The organism is bacterium, assembly GCA_020440705.1.
In the GTDB taxonomy this organism is placed as follows: Bacteria; Krumholzibacteriota; Krumholzibacteriia; order LZORAL124-64-63; family LZORAL124-64-63; genus JAGRNP01.
Genome location: JAGRNP010000086.1, coordinates 1 through 18,187, shown reverse-complemented (window position 1 = coordinate 18,187; position 18,187 = coordinate 1). Strand labels below are relative to the sequence as shown.

General features: G+C 69.8%; 14 protein-coding genes. 7 read left to right on the top strand and 7 right to left on the bottom strand.

Annotated elements, in window-relative coordinates:
* Nucleotides 1–295: 295 nt before the first annotated feature.
* Entirely contained in the window at nt 296–1,384 is a 1,089-nt protein-coding gene (locus KDM41_12690) for a DegT/DnrJ/EryC1/StrS family aminotransferase (protein ID MCB1184285.1), read from the bottom strand.
* Nucleotides 1,385–1,657: 273 nt separating this feature from the next.
* On the opposite strand from KDM41_12690, the gene KDM41_12685 reads away from it, so the two are divergent.
* Together KDM41_12685 and KDM41_12680 are read left to right on the top strand one after the other, a co-directional pair.
* A complete protein-coding gene (locus KDM41_12685) occupies nt 1,658–2,659 on the top strand; it encodes a hypothetical protein (GenBank protein MCB1184284.1) in 1,002 nt (333 codons plus the stop codon).
* A 157-nt stretch (nt 2,660–2,816) separates the two neighbouring features.
* Complete coding sequence (locus tag KDM41_12680) at nt 2,817–4,496, top strand: DNA topoisomerase VI subunit B (GenBank protein ID MCB1184283.1); 1,680 nt, start codon at nt 2,817–2,819, stop codon at nt 4,494–4,496.
* Here KDM41_12680 and KDM41_12675 read toward each other — a convergent pair.
* Complete coding sequence (locus KDM41_12675; protein ID MCB1184282.1) at nt 4,493–4,762, bottom strand: hypothetical protein; 270 nt, start codon at nt 4,760–4,762, stop codon at nt 4,493–4,495. The two genes, KDM41_12680 and KDM41_12675, sit on opposite strands and share 4 nt — an antisense overlap.
* Before the next feature lie 184 nt (nt 4,763–4,946).
* Here KDM41_12675 and KDM41_12670 point away from each other — a divergent pair, with 184 nt between their 5' ends.
* The 3 genes from KDM41_12670 to KDM41_12660 all read left to right on the top strand — a co-directional run bounded on the left by KDM41_12670 (nt 4,947) and on the right by KDM41_12660 (nt 9,267).
* Entirely contained in the window at nt 4,947–5,951 is a 1,005-nt protein-coding gene (locus tag KDM41_12670; protein ID MCB1184281.1) for a DNA topoisomerase IV subunit A, read from the top strand.
* A 161-nt stretch (nt 5,952–6,112) separates the two neighbouring features.
* A complete protein-coding gene (locus KDM41_12665; GenBank protein ID MCB1184280.1) occupies nt 6,113–6,766 on the top strand; it encodes an NUDIX domain-containing protein in 654 nt (217 codons plus the stop codon).
* Nucleotides 6,767–6,948: 182 nt separating this feature from the next.
* Nucleotides 6,949–9,267 carry a hypothetical protein gene (locus KDM41_12660; protein ID MCB1184279.1) on the top strand — a complete coding sequence of 773 codons (2,319 nt, stop codon included), beginning with the start codon at nt 6,949–6,951 and terminating at the stop codon, nt 9,265–9,267.
* A gap of 35 nt (nt 9,268–9,302) precedes the next feature.
* Here the strand turns inward: KDM41_12660 and KDM41_12655 are convergent, their stop codons facing one another.
* A complete protein-coding gene (locus tag KDM41_12655; GenBank protein ID MCB1184278.1) occupies nt 9,303–9,914 on the bottom strand; it encodes a methyltransferase domain-containing protein in 612 nt (203 codons plus the stop codon).
* Between the two features lie 177 nt (nt 9,915–10,091).
* On the opposite strand from KDM41_12655, the gene KDM41_12650 reads away from it, so the two are divergent.
* Both KDM41_12650 and KDM41_12645 read left to right on the top strand, forming a co-directional pair.
* A complete protein-coding gene (locus KDM41_12650) occupies nt 10,092–11,045 on the top strand; it encodes a malate dehydrogenase (GenBank protein ID MCB1184277.1) in 954 nt (317 codons plus the stop codon).
* Nucleotides 11,046–11,246: 201 nt separating this feature from the next.
* A complete protein-coding gene (locus tag KDM41_12645) occupies nt 11,247–13,841 on the top strand; it encodes a hypothetical protein (protein ID MCB1184276.1) in 2,595 nt (864 codons plus the stop codon).
* Nucleotides 13,842–13,853: 12 nt separating this feature from the next.
* Here the strand turns inward: KDM41_12645 and KDM41_12640 are convergent, their stop codons facing one another.
* The 4 genes from KDM41_12640 to KDM41_12625 are packed head-to-tail and all read right to left on the bottom strand — an operon-like array spanning nt 13,854 to nt 17,886.
* Nucleotides 13,854–14,672, bottom strand: a complete 819-nt coding sequence (locus tag KDM41_12640; protein ID MCB1184275.1) for a phosphodiester glycosidase family protein — start codon at nt 14,670–14,672, stop codon at nt 13,854–13,856.
* Nucleotides 14,666–15,523 (bottom strand): CPBP family intramembrane metalloprotease, encoded by an 858-nt coding sequence (locus KDM41_12635; GenBank protein MCB1184274.1) that lies wholly within the window; start codon nt 15,521–15,523, stop codon nt 14,666–14,668. The genes KDM41_12640 and KDM41_12635 overlap by 7 nt, the downstream gene beginning before the upstream one ends.
* Nucleotides 15,516–17,573, bottom strand: coding sequence for a S9 family peptidase (locus tag KDM41_12630; GenBank protein ID MCB1184273.1), 2,058 nt, complete (start codon nt 17,571–17,573; stop codon nt 15,516–15,518). The genes KDM41_12635 and KDM41_12630 overlap by 8 nt, the downstream gene beginning before the upstream one ends.
* Nucleotides 17,557–17,886, bottom strand: coding sequence for a hypothetical protein (locus KDM41_12625; GenBank protein MCB1184272.1), 330 nt, complete (start codon nt 17,884–17,886; stop codon nt 17,557–17,559). The genes KDM41_12630 and KDM41_12625 overlap by 17 nt, the downstream gene beginning before the upstream one ends.
* Between the last annotated feature and the right edge of the window lie 301 nt (nt 17,887–18,187).

Here is an 18,187-nt window from a genome sequence, read left to right as displayed (position 1 = left end):
ACGGTCGCCGCGCATGGGCGTACCCCTCCGGACCCGTCGATCCCAATCCTGTTATCGCAAGCAACTACCTTGACTTTAACAAATTTACAGGATTGACCCCCGGGCATCCCGTGCAGTGAGGCGAGTATCTATCAAGCTAGATTCCGAGCCGAAAATGTCAATCACAACTCCCCCGAATCGGCGACGCCGGAATCTGCGGCAGGAAGCAATCGAAGTGTGAGAAAACGGGGTTCGACCTGATCGACCAAACCCCGTAGTCATGCTGTTTTACCTGATTATCATACCAGATCGCGACTTATTTTGCCACCTTTTTCACCTCATCGATCACCAATTTCACATCATCATCCGTCAAGTCCCCGTGCATGGGCAGGGACACGATCTTGTCCGCGATGCCGCAAGCCACCGGGAAATCGGCCGCCCGGCCGCCCAGGTGGGCGTAGGCCGGCGTCACGGGCAGGGGCACCGGATAGTGGATGCCGCTGGCGATCCCCTGCTCCTGCAGGTGGGTCATCAGCTCCTCGCGATTGTTCACCTGGATCACGTACAGGTGGAAGACGTGGCGCACGTCGGGCGCCGTCTGCGGCACGATGCACACGTCCGCGAGGCCCTCGTTGTACATCCGGGCCACCTCGATGCGGCGGTCGGTCCACTCGTCGAGGTGCTTCAGCTTGACGCCGAGCACCGCGCCCTGGATGCCGTCGAGCCGGCTGTTCAGGCCCTCGAAATCGTGCTGGTACTTGACCTTCGAGCCGTGGTCGCCGAGCTGGCGGATCTGCACCGCGAGCGCCTCGTCGTCGGTCGTGACCGCGCCGGCGTCGCCGTAGGCGCCGAGGTTCTTGCCCGGATAGAAGCTGTAGCACGCCGCCCGGCCGAAGGTGCCGGCCTTGCGGCCCTTGTAGGTCGCGCCGTGGGACTGGGCGCAGTCCTCGATGACCATCAGGCCGTGCTTCTCGGCGATGGCCATGATCGGGTCCATGTCGGCGGGCTGGCCGTACAGGTGCACCGGCACGATGGCCTTCGTCTTCGCCGTGATGGCCGCCTCGATCTTCGTCGGGTCGAGGTTGTAGCTCACCGGATCGCAGTCGACGAAGACCGGGGTCGCGCCGGTCCAGCCGATGCCCTCGGCCGTGGCGATGAAGGTGTTGGCCGCAGTGATGGCCTCGTCGCCGGGTCCGAGGCCCGCGCTCCACATGGCCATGGCGAGGGCGTCGGTGCCGTTGCCCACGCCGACGCAGTGCTTGCGTTCGCAGTAGGCGGCGAACTCGCCCTCGAAGCCGCGCGCGTTGACGAACGCGCAGCTGTCCAGCACGCCCTGGATGGCCGCGTCCACTTCGGTCCTGATGGTCTGGTACTGGGCTTTCAGATCGACGAAGTTGACTCTCATTTTTCCCGGCTCCTTGGTCAGCACGGCGGCTGGGCGGGGTGGGCGGCCCCGGGCGACGTCGGTCGTCCCGGCCGCGGTTGCTCTGCAGGGATGTCCCGCAAAAATAGGCTCGCGTCCTAGATCGTCAATGTTCGAAAAGAGTTAACGCTTTTGTGACGCGCGGCCGCCCCGGGATTTGGCGCCCGGCGGCCCGTGTGCTAAGCTTAGAGGGTCGGCCCCGCCGCGCGGGCCGCGGCTCCCGGTCCCTCCCCTGAGATTGCGAGTGCCCGTCCCATGCGTTCGGCCATGCCCTTCCATCGCAACGTCTTGGCCTGTGCCGCCGTCGTGCTGCTGGCCTTGCCCACCCTCGCCCACGCCTTCGAGCTGCGCAGCGTCGGCCCCGACCTCAAGCCCGCCGACCCCGACTTCGTCTACCAGCGGGTGCCCTTCCCCTGCGACCCGCCCGACGTGCTCACCCTCACCGTCGGCATGGACTCCACCCTCGCCGACAGCACCACCGGCCGGAGCAACGTCCTGTCGGGCTACCCCTGCGCCCCCTGGTCCGAGTCGGGCCCGGAGCCCGTCTATCGCCTCGAGGTGGCCGCCGGGCTCGAATTGCATGCCTTCCTGCGGGCACTCGATCCGACCCGGGACCTCGATCTCTTCCTCCTGTCCGGCTGCGACAGCGACGACTGCCTGGTGGGCGCCAACACCGAGTTCACGGCCGTGCTCGACGTCCAGACCTACTACCTCGTCGTCGACGGCGCCAACGGCGACGCCGGCGCCTTCGAGCTCGCACTGACGACCCGGCCGGTGGGCCTGCCCGACGGGATCTGCACCGGCGACGCCACGCCGGTCGCCTGCGCGGGCACGACCGTCACCATCGCGGACGAGACCCTCTTCGGACAGCCCGACCTGCTGCGCAGCTTCGCCTGCGGCACCTTCCCCCGCACCGCCGGCGAACAGTGGTACGCCCTGACGCTGCCGGCGGGCCACGACGTGGTGATCACCGCCCTGGACATCCAGCCGGTCTTCGACGTGTGCCTGTGGATCTTCCGCAGCTGCGGCCCCGACGCCGAGTGCGTCGCCTTCGTGGACGAGCGGCTCGCCGGGGGGAGCGAGACCTACGCCCTGGTCAACGAGGGCGCCGCGGCGGGCACCTGGTACGTCGGCGTCGACGCCGTGCGCCCCCCGGATACCGAGCAGATGGGCGGGTTCGACATCGAGTTCCTCTGCGACGACAACGTGCCGACGGTCAGGACGTCGTTCGGGGGCCTCAAGTCCCTTTACCGTTGACCCCGGGCCCGGCGTTGCCCTATTTTTCGGCCACCGCGGATCCCGCACAGGTTCTCGAGCAGGCTCGACGCGACGCAACCGAGTTTCCGGACAACCCAGCCCTGCCCGCTTTCGGACATCCCGACAGGCTCCGGCTCGACCACGGAAGGTTACCGGCATGGCCGCACCCCGCAGTTCCTCGGCGAAGAAGCGCTCCCCCAAGGACGCCAACGCCATGGCCGCCAACCAGCGCGCCATCTCCATCAGCGAGTTCTTCACCAAGAACCGGCACCTGCTCGGCTTCGACTCGCCGGCCAAGGCGCTCCTGACCACCATCAAGGAAGCCGTCGACAACAGCCTCGACGCGTGCGAGGAGGCGGGCATCCCGCCGCGCCTGTTCGTCGAGATCCGGCCCGACTACCCGCAGAAGCTCGGTCTCGAGCTTTCGAGTCTCGACGACGGCGCCGCCGCCGAGAAGAAGAACGGCAACGGCAAGACCGCCGCCGCCACCAAGGAAGACCGCTTCAAGCTCATCATCGAGGACAACGGGCCGGGCATCGTCAAGGCCCAGATCCCGCGGATCTTCGGCAAGCTGCTGTACGGCAGCAAGTTCCACTCGCTCAAGCAGACCCGCGGCCAGCAGGGCATCGGCATCTCGGCCGCCGGCATGTACGGCCAGCTGACCACCGGCGAGCCGGTCACCATCTACAGCCGCACCGGCCCCAAGGCCCCCGCCCACCGCTTCCAGATCAAGCTCGACCTGAAGAAGAACGAGCCCACGATCCTGGCCGGCGACGAGACCATCTGGGAGAAGGACCGCGGCACGCGCATCGAGATCACGCTCACCGGCAGCTACAAGCGCGGCCAGCACTCGGTCGACAACTACCTCGAGCAGACGGCCATCGCGAACCCGCACCTGCACCTGACCTACAGGAACCCCAAGGGCGAAACGCTGGTGTACGCCAACGCGACCACCGAACTGCCGCCCGAGGCGCAGGAGATCAAGCCGCACCCGTACGGCGTCGAGCTGGGCATCCTGACGCGCATGCTGCAGGACACCGAGTCGCGCAACGTGAACGCCTTCCTGAAGGACGAGTTCTGCCGCGTCGGCGCCAAGACCGCCGAGCAGATCCTCGAGACGGCGAACATCCCGGCCCGCAAGAACCCCAAGCGCCTGGTGCAGGAAGACATCCAGAACCTGCTCGACGCCATCGCCGAGACGCGCATCGCCAGCCCGCCCACCGACTGCCTCTCGCCCATCGGCGAGGACCTGGTCATGGCCGGCCTCAAGTCGGGCGTCGAGGCCGAGTTCTACACTTCGGTCACGCGGCCGGCGGCCGTCTACCGCGGCAACCCCTTCCAGATCGAGGTCGGTCTGGCCTATGGCGGCCAGCTGCCCGGCGACGAGCTGGCCAAGCTGATGCGCTTCGCCAACCGCGTGCCCCTGCTGTACCAGAACTCCGCCTGCGCCATCCACAAGGCCGTATTGACCAGCAACTGGCGCAGCTACGGCCTGCAGCAGAGCAAGGGCGCCCTGCCCACGGCGCCGCTGGTGGTGCTGGTGCACATGGCCTCGGTGTGGGTGCCGTTCACCTCCGAGTCGAAGGAGGCCGTGGCCCACTACCCCGAGATCATCAAGGAGATGAAGCTCGCCCTGCAGGAGGCCGGCCGCCGCCTCGGCAAGCACATCCGGCGCCGCGCCCGCGAGAAGGACGCCCTGAAGAAGCAGAGCTACATCCAGAAGTACATCCCCCACATCGGGGACGCGCTGCAGGAGATCCTGCTGATCTCCGACCAGGAGAAGGACGAGGTCATCGCGACCCTCACCGACACCCTCGAGCGCAGCCGCAAGCTCTAGCCGCCCGCAACCGGACCCGGACCCGAGGTAACCGCATTGGCGAAGAAACCGACCGCGAAGAAGACCACGAAAAAGGCCGTGAAGAAAGCGCCCGCCCGGAAGCCGACGAAGAAGGTCACGAAGAAGACCGCCCGCTCCGCCGCCGAGTCCGGCCAGGGTGAGCTCGGATTCGGGTCCGCTCCGAAGTCGGCGTCCGCGTCCGCCCCCGCCGCGTCCGCCCCCGCAGTCGCCGCCGCGAAGAAGACGACGAAGAAGGCGGCCGCCAAGAAGACCGCGGCCAGGGCGCCGGGCCCGGCCGCCCCGAAGACCACGGCCGGGGGCCCCCCGCGGGTGAACACCACCGACGAGTCGACGTCGGCCCGCGGCACCGCCTACAGCAAGGTCTCGCGCCGCATCCGCACCGAGTCGAACATCATCCGGCAGAAGATCCTCCTGGGCCAGAAGCCGAACATGAAGTTCCCCCTGCGGTCGCTGAACAACGTCGACTACAACGCCAAGACCGGGTACTTCAAGCTGAAGGGCAAGCTCAAGGAGCGCACCCTGACGGTGAACACCGTCAAGACCTTCGCCCAGACCCTGAAGATGATGGCGCTCTCGAAGGAACTCATCGAGACCGACGACATCGCCACCAAGCGGGAGGCGTACTACGTCTCGAAGAACTGGGCCGAGGCCCGCTTCAAGGAGCAGCCCGAGTCGGACACGGTGATGGAGGACGTGGAGGCCTTCTTCGGCGTGAACCGCGAGCAGCTCGGCTTCGTGCCCGAGGAGAAGGGCGGCGACGTGGCCGGGCGCCTCGTCGTGATCGACCACGACCGCGACACCGGCGAGGAGCTCCGCATCGACTGCACCCGCTTCGGCAGCGGCGCCTACTCCATCCCCATCTCGGTCGAGGAGCTCAAGTTCGAGACCGACGCCCAGTTCATCCTCTGCATCGAGACCGCCGGCATGTTCCAGCGCCTGGTGAAGCACAACTACTGGAAGACGGCCAACTGCATCCTGATCTCCCTCGGCGGCGTGCCGACCCGCGCCTGCCGCCGCTTCGTGCGGCGCCTCGCCGACAGCTACGGCCTGCCCGTGTACGTCTTCGTCGACGGCGATCCCTACGGCTTCTCGAACATCTACCGCACCCTGAAGGTGGGCTCGGGCAATGCCGCCCACCTGAACGAGTACTTCTGCGTGCCCCAGGCCCACCTGCTGGGCATCACGCCCCAGGACATCATCGACTACCAGCTGCCGACCCACCCGCTGAAGGACGTCGACATCAAGCGCGCCCGGGACGCCCTGAAGAACGACCCCTTCATCCTGCACTACCGGCCGTGGCAGCTGGCGCTCGAGCAGATGATCAAGATGGGGGTCCGCGCCGAGCAGCAGGCCCTGGCCAAGCACGGGCTGAACTACGTGATCGACGAATACCTGCCGCAAAAGCTGGCGAATGTGGGGCGGTTCCTGCCCTAGGCGGCGCTCTCTCGGCCGGGAACAGACGGCAGGGCACCGATCCTGCCGTCGCGTCGGCTCGCGGGCGTCATTTCGCGAAAACTGTCTCCGCCCTGGATCTTGTGCTAGATTGGCGCGTCCGAATCGTCGCTCCCGCAGTCCCGTCCCGGAAAGGCCCCGCCGTGCGCACCATCCTGGTCATCGAACGCAAGCACCTCTTCCCCGGCCTCAGCCCCCAGGGCTTCCTGTCCCCCGACGCGGTCGACCTCGACGGCCTGGGGACGCACCTCTTCTTCGCCGAGCGCGACTACATGGAGCACAACTCCCACTACAAGCAGCTCATCCCCTACCTGATGCTGCAGCGCGGCACGGGCGACGATGCCCGCGTGCTCTGCTACCAGCGCCGCACCAAGCACACCGAGGCGCGGCTCGGCGGCCTGTGGTCGGTGGGCTTCGGCGGCCACATCGAGCCCCTCGACCGGGACGACGCCACGGTGAAGACCAACGGGCTGGTGCTGGCCACGGCCCTGCGCGAGATGGAAGAGGAGACCGGCCTGAACCCCGGCGCCGACGCCCTGACCATGACCGGCTTCATCAACTCCGACGCCGACGATGTCTCGAGCGTGCACTTCGGGGTGGTCTTCCGGGTCGATCTGGACGGGCTGGACGGCACCGACGCCGCGCTCATGGAGCTGGTCAGCGCCCAGGCCGAGCCCCACCGGGCCCTGTGGCTCCCCGCGTCCGAGCTCGTCGCCATGACCGGCCCCGGGCAGGCGCCGGACGGCGGCACCTTCGAGACCTGGTCGGCGATCGCGGTGGCGGGGACCTTCGGCTAGGCTTCCCGCCGCCTTCCTCCGGTTTTCGCCCACGGCCGGCCGTGATCGTGGTACCCTTCCCGGGGGGATCGCACGGCTACGCCTGCGTCAGGCGTCCGCCTTCCCCCGCCACAGGAATCCGCGGCCGGGCACTCATGACCCCGATCGCCCTATCCGTGCCCATATCGTGGGGGAGGACCACCGTGATCCGCTTCGCCCTTCTTGCCCTCCATCGTCCCGCCGGCTCGTCCGTCTTCGCGCTCGTCGGGGCCTGTCTGCTCCTGGCGGGCCTCATGCCGCTCGCCGCCGGCCCGGCCGTCGGCCAGTGCGTCGGCTATCCCATGGGCGACCGCGTCCTCAATTCGGTGGACGGTCCCGGCATGTACGGCGCCATCCTCCTGGACGGCGACCAGGCCGTGGCCATGTCGGCCACGATGCTCGGCGTCTTCGACTTCAGCGACCCCGACCTGCCCGCACCCCAGGGCTGGGTCGACCTGGGTGATCTGGTCAGCGACCTCGACCGCGTCGGTGATCTCGTGTACGCGCCGGTCGCGTTCTATGGGCTGCGGATCGTCGACGTCTCCGATCCGGCGGTTCCAACGATCATCGGGCAGGTGGCGACGGGCTCGGAGGGGGCGGCCGGCGTGGCCGTTGCGGGCTCCTGGGCCTATCTCGCCGCCGCTTCGACCGGCCTGCAGGTCGTCGATGTCTCCAATCCGGCGGCCCCTGCGCTGACGGCCACGATCCCGGTCGACGGCATCGCGCGAAACATCCGGATCCTGGGCGAATACGCCTACCTGGCGGCCGGCGACTACATGGGCAGCCACATCCATGTCTACGACATCTCCGTGCCCGGATCGCCGGCGCTCGTCCACACCCTCGACACGCCGGGTTCGGCCGACCGGATCACCTTCGACGCCCCCATGGCGTACGTGTCCCAGGCGTGGTCCCTCCTCGTGCTCGATCTGACGGCGCCGGCGCTGCCGGTGATCGTGGGGAGCCTCGCGGTCCCGACCAGGGATGTAGCCGTGGTCGGCGACGTCGCCTATCTCGCCGCCGACCAGTCCGATCTCCTGGTCGTCAACATCGCCGACCCGGCCCTGCCGGCCGTCGTCGACCATGTCGAGACGAACGGCTTCGGTGGCCATGTCGCGGCGGCCGGCGACCGGATCTACCTCTGCGCGTCCGACCTCCACGTGATCACGGCCGTGCCGGCGGGCGCCGCCGATTCCCTGTCGGCCACAGCCACCGCCGGACGCGCCGTGGGCGTCAGCGTCCTCGGCGACCGCGTGTGCGTCGCCGACTCGACCGGCGGCCTCTCCGTGTTCGATGCGGCCGACCCCTCCGCCCCGGTGCTGCTCGGCAGCCTGCCCCTGCCGGGCCCCGCGGTGCACGCGGTGCAGTCGGGCGACCACGCGTTCGTGGCCTGCGAAGCGGGCGGACTCCAGATCGTCGACCTCGCCGACCCGGCGCTGCCGGTCATCGTGGGTGAGATCGCCGCCGACGACGCGGTCAACGGCGTCACCGTCCGGAACGAGCGGCTCTACGTGGCGGACGGTTCGGCCGGCCTGCGGATCTTCGACATCACGAACCCGGCCGTGCCGGTTCCGCTCGGCACCTTCGCCAACGGCCAGTACTGCGAGAACGTGCTGGTGGACGGGGGGCGGGCCTACATCACCGGCACGGGCCCGGGGCTGCAGATCGTGGTCGTCGCGGATCCCGCCAAGCCCATCGAGATGGGCGGTTCGCCGACGGGCTACGCCTGGGACGTGGCCCTCAAGGGGGATCACGCCTTCGTGGCCACGGCCCAGGGCCTGGTCGTCGTCGACGTGTCGTCGCCGGCGGCGCCCGCGATCGTCGCCGGGTTGCCGACGGCCCGGTACGTCACCGGCATCTCCGTGTTCGGAGATCACGCCTATCTCGCCGCGGGGCCGCTCGGGACCCTCGTCTGCGACATCTCCACACCCACCGTGCCGAAGCTGTCCGGCCAGGGTTCGACGGGGGACAGCGCCTGCTTCCTCGAGTTCATGTACCCGGTCCTGACGGTGGCCGACGGCGCCGGCGGCCTGCGGATCCTGCCCCTGTCGTGCCCGGACGGTCTGGCGCCCGATTGCGACCTGAACGGGGTGCCCGACGACGAGGATATCGCCCTCGATCCGGGCCGCGACTGGAACGGCGACGGCATCCTGGACTCGTGCCAGCAGGGCCAGGAGCTGTCCGGGGTCGGCGACCTTCCGAACCCGCGCCTGGCGATCGCGGAAGCGTGGCCGAATCCGTTCAATCCGAAGACGACGGTGGCCCTGTCGCTGGCGAAGGCGGGCGTGGTGAAGGTGCGCATCTGCGACGTGCGGGGCCGGACCGTGCGCACGCTCGCGGGCGGCATCCCCCTCGACGCCGGTCGGCACGAGTTCACCTGGAACGGCCTGACCGACGCCGGCGGACCCGCCGCGTCGGGGGTGTACTACTGCATCGCGGAAAGCGGGCGGGAGCGGGCCACCCGTGCTCTCGCCCTGATCAAGTAGCATGCGGGCCGGGGTGACGCGGCGTCGGCGCCGCGTCACCGCGCCGGCTTGCGCCCCACCATCTCGATCACCATGGCCGCGCCCACGTGCCCCGTCCCCTCGGACAGGTGCACTTCCTTCTCCTCCATCTCGAGCGTCAGGCCGGGGAACTGCCGCTCCAGTTCGGTGGCGTCGTGCAGCCATTCGAGCCGCGGCGGACCGCCCGACTTCCGTCCGAACTGCGCCCTGCTGAACGAGCAGAGCACGAGGGTGCCGCCCGGGGCCAGGGCCGCCGCGCACGCGGCGTGCACCGAGGGCATGTAGGCCGGATCCAGGTGGGCGAAACAGAGCACGATGACGTCCCAGGTCTCGTCGGTCCAGGCGCCGCCGATGACGTCGTCGAGGCGGTACTCCAGGTCGACGCCGCTGTACTCGGCCAGCTCGAGGGCCTTGCGCCGCCCGACGAAGCTCTCGTCCACGGCCACCACCTGGTGCCCCAGGGTCGCGGCATACACGGCGTTGCGGCCCTCGCCTTCGGCCAGGCAGAGCACCCGGCCCCGGGGCAGTCCCGGCAGGACCCGCGCCACCAGATGGTTCGGCTCGGTGCCGTAGAAGTAGCGCTCCTGGTCGTAGCGGTTGTCCCAGTTGTTGGCGTGCTTTCCGGTCATCGATGTCTCCTGAAATCCATACTCATTCTCGACGGAACGATCGGCTTAACTCCTGCATAATAGCGAATATGCTGGAATTCCGCCCGCCAGGGTGTTAACGTGCCGACAACCCGAAATCCCAGGCGCGAACCGGCGTCCATCCGTGTCGGATCGCCAATGTGCAAGGAGACTGGTGTCATGATCAACAAGATCGGTATCGTCGGTGGCGGCAACATCGGTGGCGTCGCCGCTTCGGAGATCGTCAACCGCGGGCTGGCCCGCAACATCGGCCTGGTGGACGTCGCTCCGCCCGACTTCGCCAAGGGCAAGTGCCTGGACATCGCCGAGGCGACCCCGGTCTACGGCCGCGACGTGAACCTCGAGGGCAGCAAGACCTACGAGGTGCTCGAGGGCGCCGACTTCATCATCAACACCGCCGGCGTGCCCCGCAAGGCCCGTCCCGACGGCACCTTCCCCTCGCGCGAGGAACTGCTGGCGACGAACCTGAAGATCACCGACATGGTCGCCGAGGGGATCAGGAAGTACGCCCCGAACGCCTTCGTGATCTCCATCGCCAACCCTCTCGACGCCATCGTCTACCGTCTCTTCAAGAAGCTGAAGTGCAAGCCCAACAAGATCATGGGCATGGCCGGCGTGCTGGACAGCGCCCGCTACAAGTACTTCGTGGCCAAGGAGGCCAACGTCTCGGTGGAGAACATCGAGGCGGTCGTGCTCGGCGGCCACGGCGACACCATGGTGCCCGTGCGGAGCGCCTGCCGCGTCTACGGCCTGCCCGTCGAGCAGTTCGTCTCCAAGGCCAAGCTGGCCAAGATCGAGACCCGCACCCGCGGCGCCGGCGGCGAGGTCGTGGGCCTGCTGGGCAGCGGCTCGGCCTTCGTCAGCCCGGCGGTGAGCGCGCTCGAGATGATCGAAGCCATCGCCTTCGACAAGCGGAAGATCCTGCCCGTGGCCGCCTACCTGAACGGCGAGTACGGCGTGAAGGGCCTCTTCCTGGGCGTGCCGGCCATCCTGGGCCGCAACGGCGTCGAGGAGATCGTGAAGATCAAGCTGACGGCCGAGGAGAAGAAGGCTCTCGCCGTGTCGATCAACGCGGTCAAGGGCACCTGCGCCGAAGTGGACAAGTCCAAGTAGGTCAGCGGGTTCCACCAGCGGAAGCAGAGGCGCCGGGCGGGTTCCGGCGCCTCTTGCCGTACCCGGGGGACCTGGCGCGCACCGGGCCCGGCGCACGGGGCATTTGTTTCGCGGGCCCGGATCCGGTAGAATCAAGGGCCACACCATCGTCCGCCCCGGGGCCGTCCCGGGGTTTCGCCCGTTCCGGAGGGAAGTTCCGACATGCCCCGCGCTCGCCAACTCCTCGTGCCCGTTCTGGTCGCCTTCGCCTGCGCCACGGCCGCCCTCGCCGCCGACCCCGCGCCCCACCGCCTCGTGCGGATCGACATCAGCTCTCCCGCCGACGCCGACTTCGTCCGGGCGAACCGCGGCCTGCTCGACGTGATCCATTTCAAGCCGGGCGTCTCGGTGGACATCGCCGCCGACGCGCGGGCGCTCGCCTTCCTGCGCGCGTCCGGCCGCAGCATCGAGGTGGTCGAGGAGAACCTCGAGGCCAGCCTCTCCTACGGCGACAAGGGCGTCGGCTTCGGCATCTTCCACACCCGCAGCGAGAGCATCGCCTGGATGGACAGCCTGCACGCCATGTACCCGGACGTCGTCAGCGCCAAGTGGTCCATCGGCCTCAGCTACGAGGGCCGCGAGATCTACGCCTTCCGCGTGTCGGACAACCCGGAGGTCGACGAGAACGAGCCCGAGATCCTCATCGACGGCCTGCACCACTCGCGCGAGATCATGGCCTCGGAGTTCCCGGTCATGTTCGCCGAGTACCTGGCGCAGAACTACGGCACCGATCCGGAGATCACCTGGCTGGTGGACAACCGCGAGCTGTACGTCGTGCCCATCGTCAACCCGGACGGCTTCGTCTACAACGAGCTGACCAACCCCTCGGGCGGCGGCCTGTGGCGCAAGAACCGGCGCCCCAACGGCGACGGCAGCTACGGCGTCGACCTGAACCGCAACTACTCCTACCGCTGGGGCTATGACAACATCGGCAGCAGCGGCGACCCGTCGAGCGAGACCTACCGCGGTCCCTCGCCGGCCTCCGAGGTCGAGATCCAGGCCCTGACCGGCTTCATCAACAGCCGCGAGATCCGCACCCACGACACGGTGCACACCTACAGCAACCTGACCCTCTATCCCTGGGGCTACGTCACCACGCCGACCGCCGACGACGCGGTCTTCGACCACATGGCCCTCGAGATGACCAAGTTCAACGGCTACGATCCCGGCCAGCCCGGCGACGTCCTCTACGACGTGAACGGCGGCGCCTTCGACTGGGCCTACGGCGACGAGTCGAAGCACGTGAAGTTCTTCTCGTTCAGCAACGAGATCGGCGGCGGCTCGGACGGCTTCTGGCCCGCCGAGTCGCGGCGCGGGCCCCTGTTCCAGGACAACCTCTGGCCCCACATCTACCTGATGCGCGCGGCGGGGTCGTTCGTGGCCGTCCACACGCCGGTGGTGCTGAACGCCGCCAAGACCGTGCTGCCCGGCCAGTCGGCCGAGCTCAGCTTCACCCTCGAGAACCAGTCGGTGTACGTCAGCGAACTGGGCTTCGACGTGACCGTCGCCACCGACGATCCGTGGGTGCAGTTCACCGCCGCGACGCGCACCATCGGCTCCCTGCCGAGCCTGGGCCAGACCGACCTCGCCGCCGACCCGCTGCCGTTCAGCGTCGACCCCGCCTGCCCGTCCGGCCACGTGGTCGCCTTCACCGTCACCGTGCACATGGCCGACGGCGACCTGAGCTTCCCGCTCAGCTTCCCCGTGGGCGAGGCGGCGGCCCTCTTCAGCGACGACTTCGAGACGGGCACCGGGGCCTGGACCCTGACCGGCCTGTGGGGCACCTCGGCCGCCTACAGCCACTCCCCGTCGCGGTCGCTCACCGACACGCCGGCGGGCAACTACGGCAACGACTCGGCCACGAGCGCCACCATCAGCCTGCCCCTGCAGGCGACGCGGCTGCGCTTCTGGCACCGCTACCAGATCGAGTCGAACTACGACTACGGTCGCGTGCAGGTGGGATCCGGCGGCATCTGGACGACCGTCGCCAGCTACACTGGCACGAACACGAGCTGGAGCCAGGTCGACCTCGACCTGTCGCCGTACGTCAGCGGCGAGGTGCAGATCCGCTTCCTGCTCGAGACCGACTACTCGGTGGTCTACGACGGCTGGTACATCGACGACGTCGAGGTGATCGGCTTCGCCGGCGGCGAGGTGCCGCCCGCCCCGGCGCCGGTGGCGCCGATCGGCGTCGCGGTCGCGCCGGCCGGCGAGCTGCGCGTGGGCAACGTGACCGACCCCCTGGGCCAGACCCTGTCCTACGGTTTCCGGGTCTACGCCGACGCGGCCTGCACCCAGCTCGTGGCCGCGGCCGACGACGTCGCCGCCGGGGCCGGCGAGACCGCCTGGACCCTGCCCGGCTTGGCCGAGGGCGACTACTGGTGGCGGGCGTGGGCCGGCGAGAGCGACCGCCGCTCGCTCCTCTGCGCCGCCACGCCGTTCAGCGTCACGGCCGCCACGCCGGTCGGCGACGGGATCGTGCTGCCGGTCGACCTGCGTGTCCTCGGCACCGTGAGCGGTTCGGGCGCGCAGCTGCGCCTGACCCTCCCCGACCGCCAGGACGTGACCGTCGCCGTGTACGACACCCGGGGCGCCCGGGTCCGCCGCCTGCACAGCGGGTCGGTCGCCGGCGGCGCCAGCACCCTGGTCTGGGACGGCCGCGACGCGAACGGCCGCGCCGTGGCCAGCGGCCTGTACTTCGTGCGCATGGACACCGGGCGCGAGGTGCGCACCGGCCGGGTGGTGATCGTCAGGTAGGAACGCGGGCGGTCAGCGGCCCGCCGCCGGCGGGGCCGCGCGCCGCACGACCCCCAGCACGTTGGGCAGCAACGGCCCGGGCGCGACGTCGCCCGGGCCGCTTGCGTGGTCGGGATGGGCGATGTGGAAGCGGGCCTGGCTGCGGCCCTCGAGGTGCTGGGCCGCCACCACGTCCAGGGGCAGGGAGAGCAGGATCTCGTTGAACTCCTGCATCGACCAGGAGGTGCGGCAGTACACGATCAGGGCCCGGCCCGCGGCGTCCTCGGCCAGGGCGGCCTCGCGCCAGCGATCGTCGTCCGGCTGCCAGCGGTTCTCCCGCGCGCGCTTGATGAGCCGCAGGTTCTGCACCACGTTGGCGTAGCGCGCCGCCACGTCCTCGAGGGAGATCTCGTCCAGGTCGAAGATGCGGAAGGGCGGGTCGGCCGGATCGAGCGGCCCGAACGCCGCCACGCTCAGGTAGTCGTTGGCGAAGCCGTTGACCACCCGCCCCTCGACCTTGCAGTAGCCCACGTGGGTGCGCCGGTTGGCCTGGTACATGCCGGCGTTCACCGCGGCGAGCAGGTCGTGCTCGGCGCACCAGTCCACCACGTCGCGGCCGGGCACCGGGTCGTCGGCGGCGGTGGTGATCAGCTTCAGGGCGAAGCGGCCCGGGTCGATGCGCAGCACCGTCAGGTCGCCGTCGGGCGTCGGGCGGCGCGACGGCGAGGCGAAGCGCCCCACCTCGAGACCGGGCTCCAGTTCGCGCCACACGGGCTCGGGCGGCCCCCCGGCGAGGGCCAGGCCCGCGCCGAGCAGCAGCAGGCCGCAGGCGACCGCGGACGTCCTCACCACGGGTGCCACCCCCAGCCCGGATACCACCGGTTGGCGATCATGTAGAACAGGATCGAATCGATCATCAGGTGCAGGATCACGATGTAGAACAGCGAGCCGGTGCGGCGGTAGGTGAAGCCCTGGACCAGCGCGAAGGCATAGATCACGACCGGCCCCCAGCCCACGAAGGCCATCTCGTGCAGGAAGCTGGTGAAGAACACCGCCTGGGCCAGGTTCGCCTCGCCGAAACGGAAGTGCCGCGCCAGCAGGACGAAGACGAAGTTGATGAACGCCAGTTCGTCCCACACGCCCACGAAGTTGCAACCCCAGAAGAGCCGCCAGAGGGCCTCGGTGCGGTCGCCCTCCAGGGGCAGCGGCCAGCTCAGGTGCAGCGTCGGCGTCCACTCGTGGAAGTACAGCCACATGAACACGTAGGCCAGCACGAAGCCGGCCGGCAGCCACAGCCACATCTTCAGCGACCAGCGCCCGCGGAACCAGCTGTAGTCGAGGGGCTGGCCGAGCCAGTACTTGGCCGCCAGGGCGGGGATCACGAGGATGCCCACGCCCAGCTTCAGGGCGAGCTCGAGCACGTGCCCGTCGGTGGTGTCGCCGTCGATGCGGGTGAAGAAGAGCACCACCACGAGGTAGGCCAGGAGCACGGTGGTCTTGCCCCAGGTGCCCTCGGGGTCGCGGGCGCGCCGGCCCAGCAGCAGGCCCGCCGCCAGCAGCGGCCAGCCGAAGGCGTGCCAGGGGATCCCCGCCACCGGCGGGGCGTACGACTTGAGCCCGATGACCAGCACCATGGCCGCCGTCAGCAACCACAGGCTGGCCCGCTTGGCGGGCGTCGGGGCGGTGCGCGGTCCGTCAATCATGGCGTCCCGGGGGGTCGTCGCCGGCCACGCCCTCCGGTCCCACCGGACCGAGCACGTGCTCGTCGAACCAGTTCAGCAGCTGGTTGGCGTAGAAGACCTGATTGTCGGCGCGCCGGATGCCGTGGCCCTCGGACTCGAAGCGGAGGAACCGCGACGGGACGCCGCGGGCCTGCAGCGCCGAGAACCACATCTCCGGTCCGGCCGCGAGGCACCGGTAGTCGCGCAGGCCGTGGCTGAGCAGGGTCGGCGTCGTCACCTGCCCCACCCGGGCGAAGGGCGAGTTGCGCGCGTAGGTCTCGACGGCCTGCGGATCCCATGGCCGACCGCCGAATTCCCATTCGGGGAACCACTTCTCGTCGGTCGTGCCCCAGAAGGTCTCCGCGTCGCCGAACATGCGGTCGAGAGCCGCGGCGGCGAAGCGGTCGGTCTGGGTCGTGAGGGCCGCGCCGAGGAAGCCGCCGTAGCTGCCGCCCATGAGCGCCAGCCGCTCCGGGTCGGCCCAGCCGCGGTCGACCATCGCGTCGAGCACGGCGAGGACCTCGCGCGCCGGGCGGCCGGTCCAGTCGCCCTGCACGTCGGCCATGAACGCCGTGCCGTAGCCCATGCTGCCGGTCGGGTTGCAGATCACCACGGCGTAGCCGAAGCGCGGCAGGATGTGGAACTCGGGCAGGAAGTAGCCGCCGTACATCCATTCGGGACCCCCGTGGATGCTGAGCACGGTGGGCACCTTCTGGCCCGGCGCCACGTGCTCGGGCATGAAGATCCAGCCCTCGATCTCGCGGCCCGCGACCTTCAGGCTGAATCGCTCCGGCTCGACGAGACCCACCCGCTGCCGCCAGTCGCGATTCGGGTCGACGACGATGCGCGCCCGGTGGGGCGGCATGCGCTTCTCGGCCAGATCGACCTGGAAGACGGCCCCCGGCAGGGTCTGGCCCGCGCCCTGCAGGAAGACCTGCCGGCCCGCCGCCTTCAGCGACCAGAAGTCGTGGCCGCCGCCGGTCAGGACCTGCGGGCCGTCGGGCCCGAACCGGACCAGGTCGAGGCAGCCCCGGCGTGCGCCGAGCACGTGGGGCACCCCGTCGATCATGACGAAGTTCCGGAACCAGTCGCCGAAGTCCGCGCCGTGCAGGGTGAGGCCGCCCACCTCGCCCGTGGCCGGATCGAGCTCGGCCACCGTGCGCGGCGCCGACTCCCACAGGGGATCGGTGGCCCGCGTGTAGGCGATGCGGTCGGGCCGGTGCCAGACCGGGCTCGCGTCCTCGCCGGGATTCGTCGTCAGCAGCCCGGGCTCGCCGCCACCCCGGCCGACCAGCCACAGGTCCTGGTTCAGGTTCCAGCCCAGATCGGCCCGGCGCTTGGCCGCGAACACGAGGCGCGTCCCGTCGGGCGACCAGGAACACGCACGCACGTCGAGGGCCGGCTCGGCGTCGGGACCGCCGGCGATCCGGCGCACGGCGCCGTCGGCCAGTTCGATCACGTGCAGGGCGTCGAGGCGGCCCTCGCGGTAGCCGGCGCCCAGGTGGCGGTAGGCCAGATCGTCGGCCACGACCCGGTGCCCGGTTTCGCCCTCGTAGTCGCCGCCGTCCCGCGGCGCGATCCAGGCCAGCGCATCGCCCGCCGGCGACCAGTGCAGGGCGCCCAGACCGCCGGGCACCACGGCCACGAGACGCCTTTCGCCGCCCTGGGTGTCCATCAGCCAGAGCTCGTCGCCGGACTCGCCACCACGCACGTAGGCGATGGCGCCGCCGTCCGGGCGCACCACCGGGCCGCGGGCCCCCTCGGCCGGCGTGAACAGGAGCTGGTCGCGTCCCGTGGCCAGGTCGCGACGGAAGATCGTGACGAGGTTCTCGCGCCCCGACTCGTCCCAAGCGCCCACGCCGTAGAGCAGGAACGCGCCGTCCGGGGCCACGTCCAGCAGCGCGACCGACCGCATGGCCAGGATGTCCTCGGGCACCATGGCGTCGGCCCGCTGCCAGTTGCCGAGGAAGAGCCCGGCCACGAGCACGACCAGCAGCACGATCATGGCGCGGACGTCACGCTTGCGGTTCATCGCAGGGCTCCAGTTTCAGCAGGAAGAAGATCGCCAGCGCGTAGAAGCCGACGATGAGCCACAGGGTGGCCAGCCAGTAGGAGACCGTGGTCATGTCGCGCAGGACCAGGATCGTCGACGACTGGCTGCCGAAGAAGATGCCGCAGGCGCCGATGAGCAGCACGCGCCCCGCGGGCACCTTGAGCTGGGCGCCGCAACCGGGGCAGACCGCGCCCCACGTCGCCGCATTGACCCGGCGCGGGCCGAGCAGCTGGCGCAGCAGGCCGCCCCAGGGCAACGGAGCTTGGCAGGCCGGGCATTTCGGGTTGTTCAAGGCGGTGCGGCTCCCGGTCGGGCGGGCCCGGCGGCCCGCGGCTGATCCTCTTCGCTCCCAGAATAGTGCCTCCCGCCCCGTCCGTCAGCAAGAGGCTCGCGGGCCGGGAACCGCCGACCGCGTTTCCTGTTGTCAGGGCGCGGCCCGGAGTCCATTGTCGTCGAGAGGAAAGCCCCCGCAGCCCGGGCGAGGAAGGCCCCATGGACCACCACCACAGCTCATCCCGACCGACCGCCGCCCCGCCGCGCCGGCGCCGGCCCGCCGGGGCCCGCGGCGTGTTCGCGGCCGTCCTCGGCGGGGT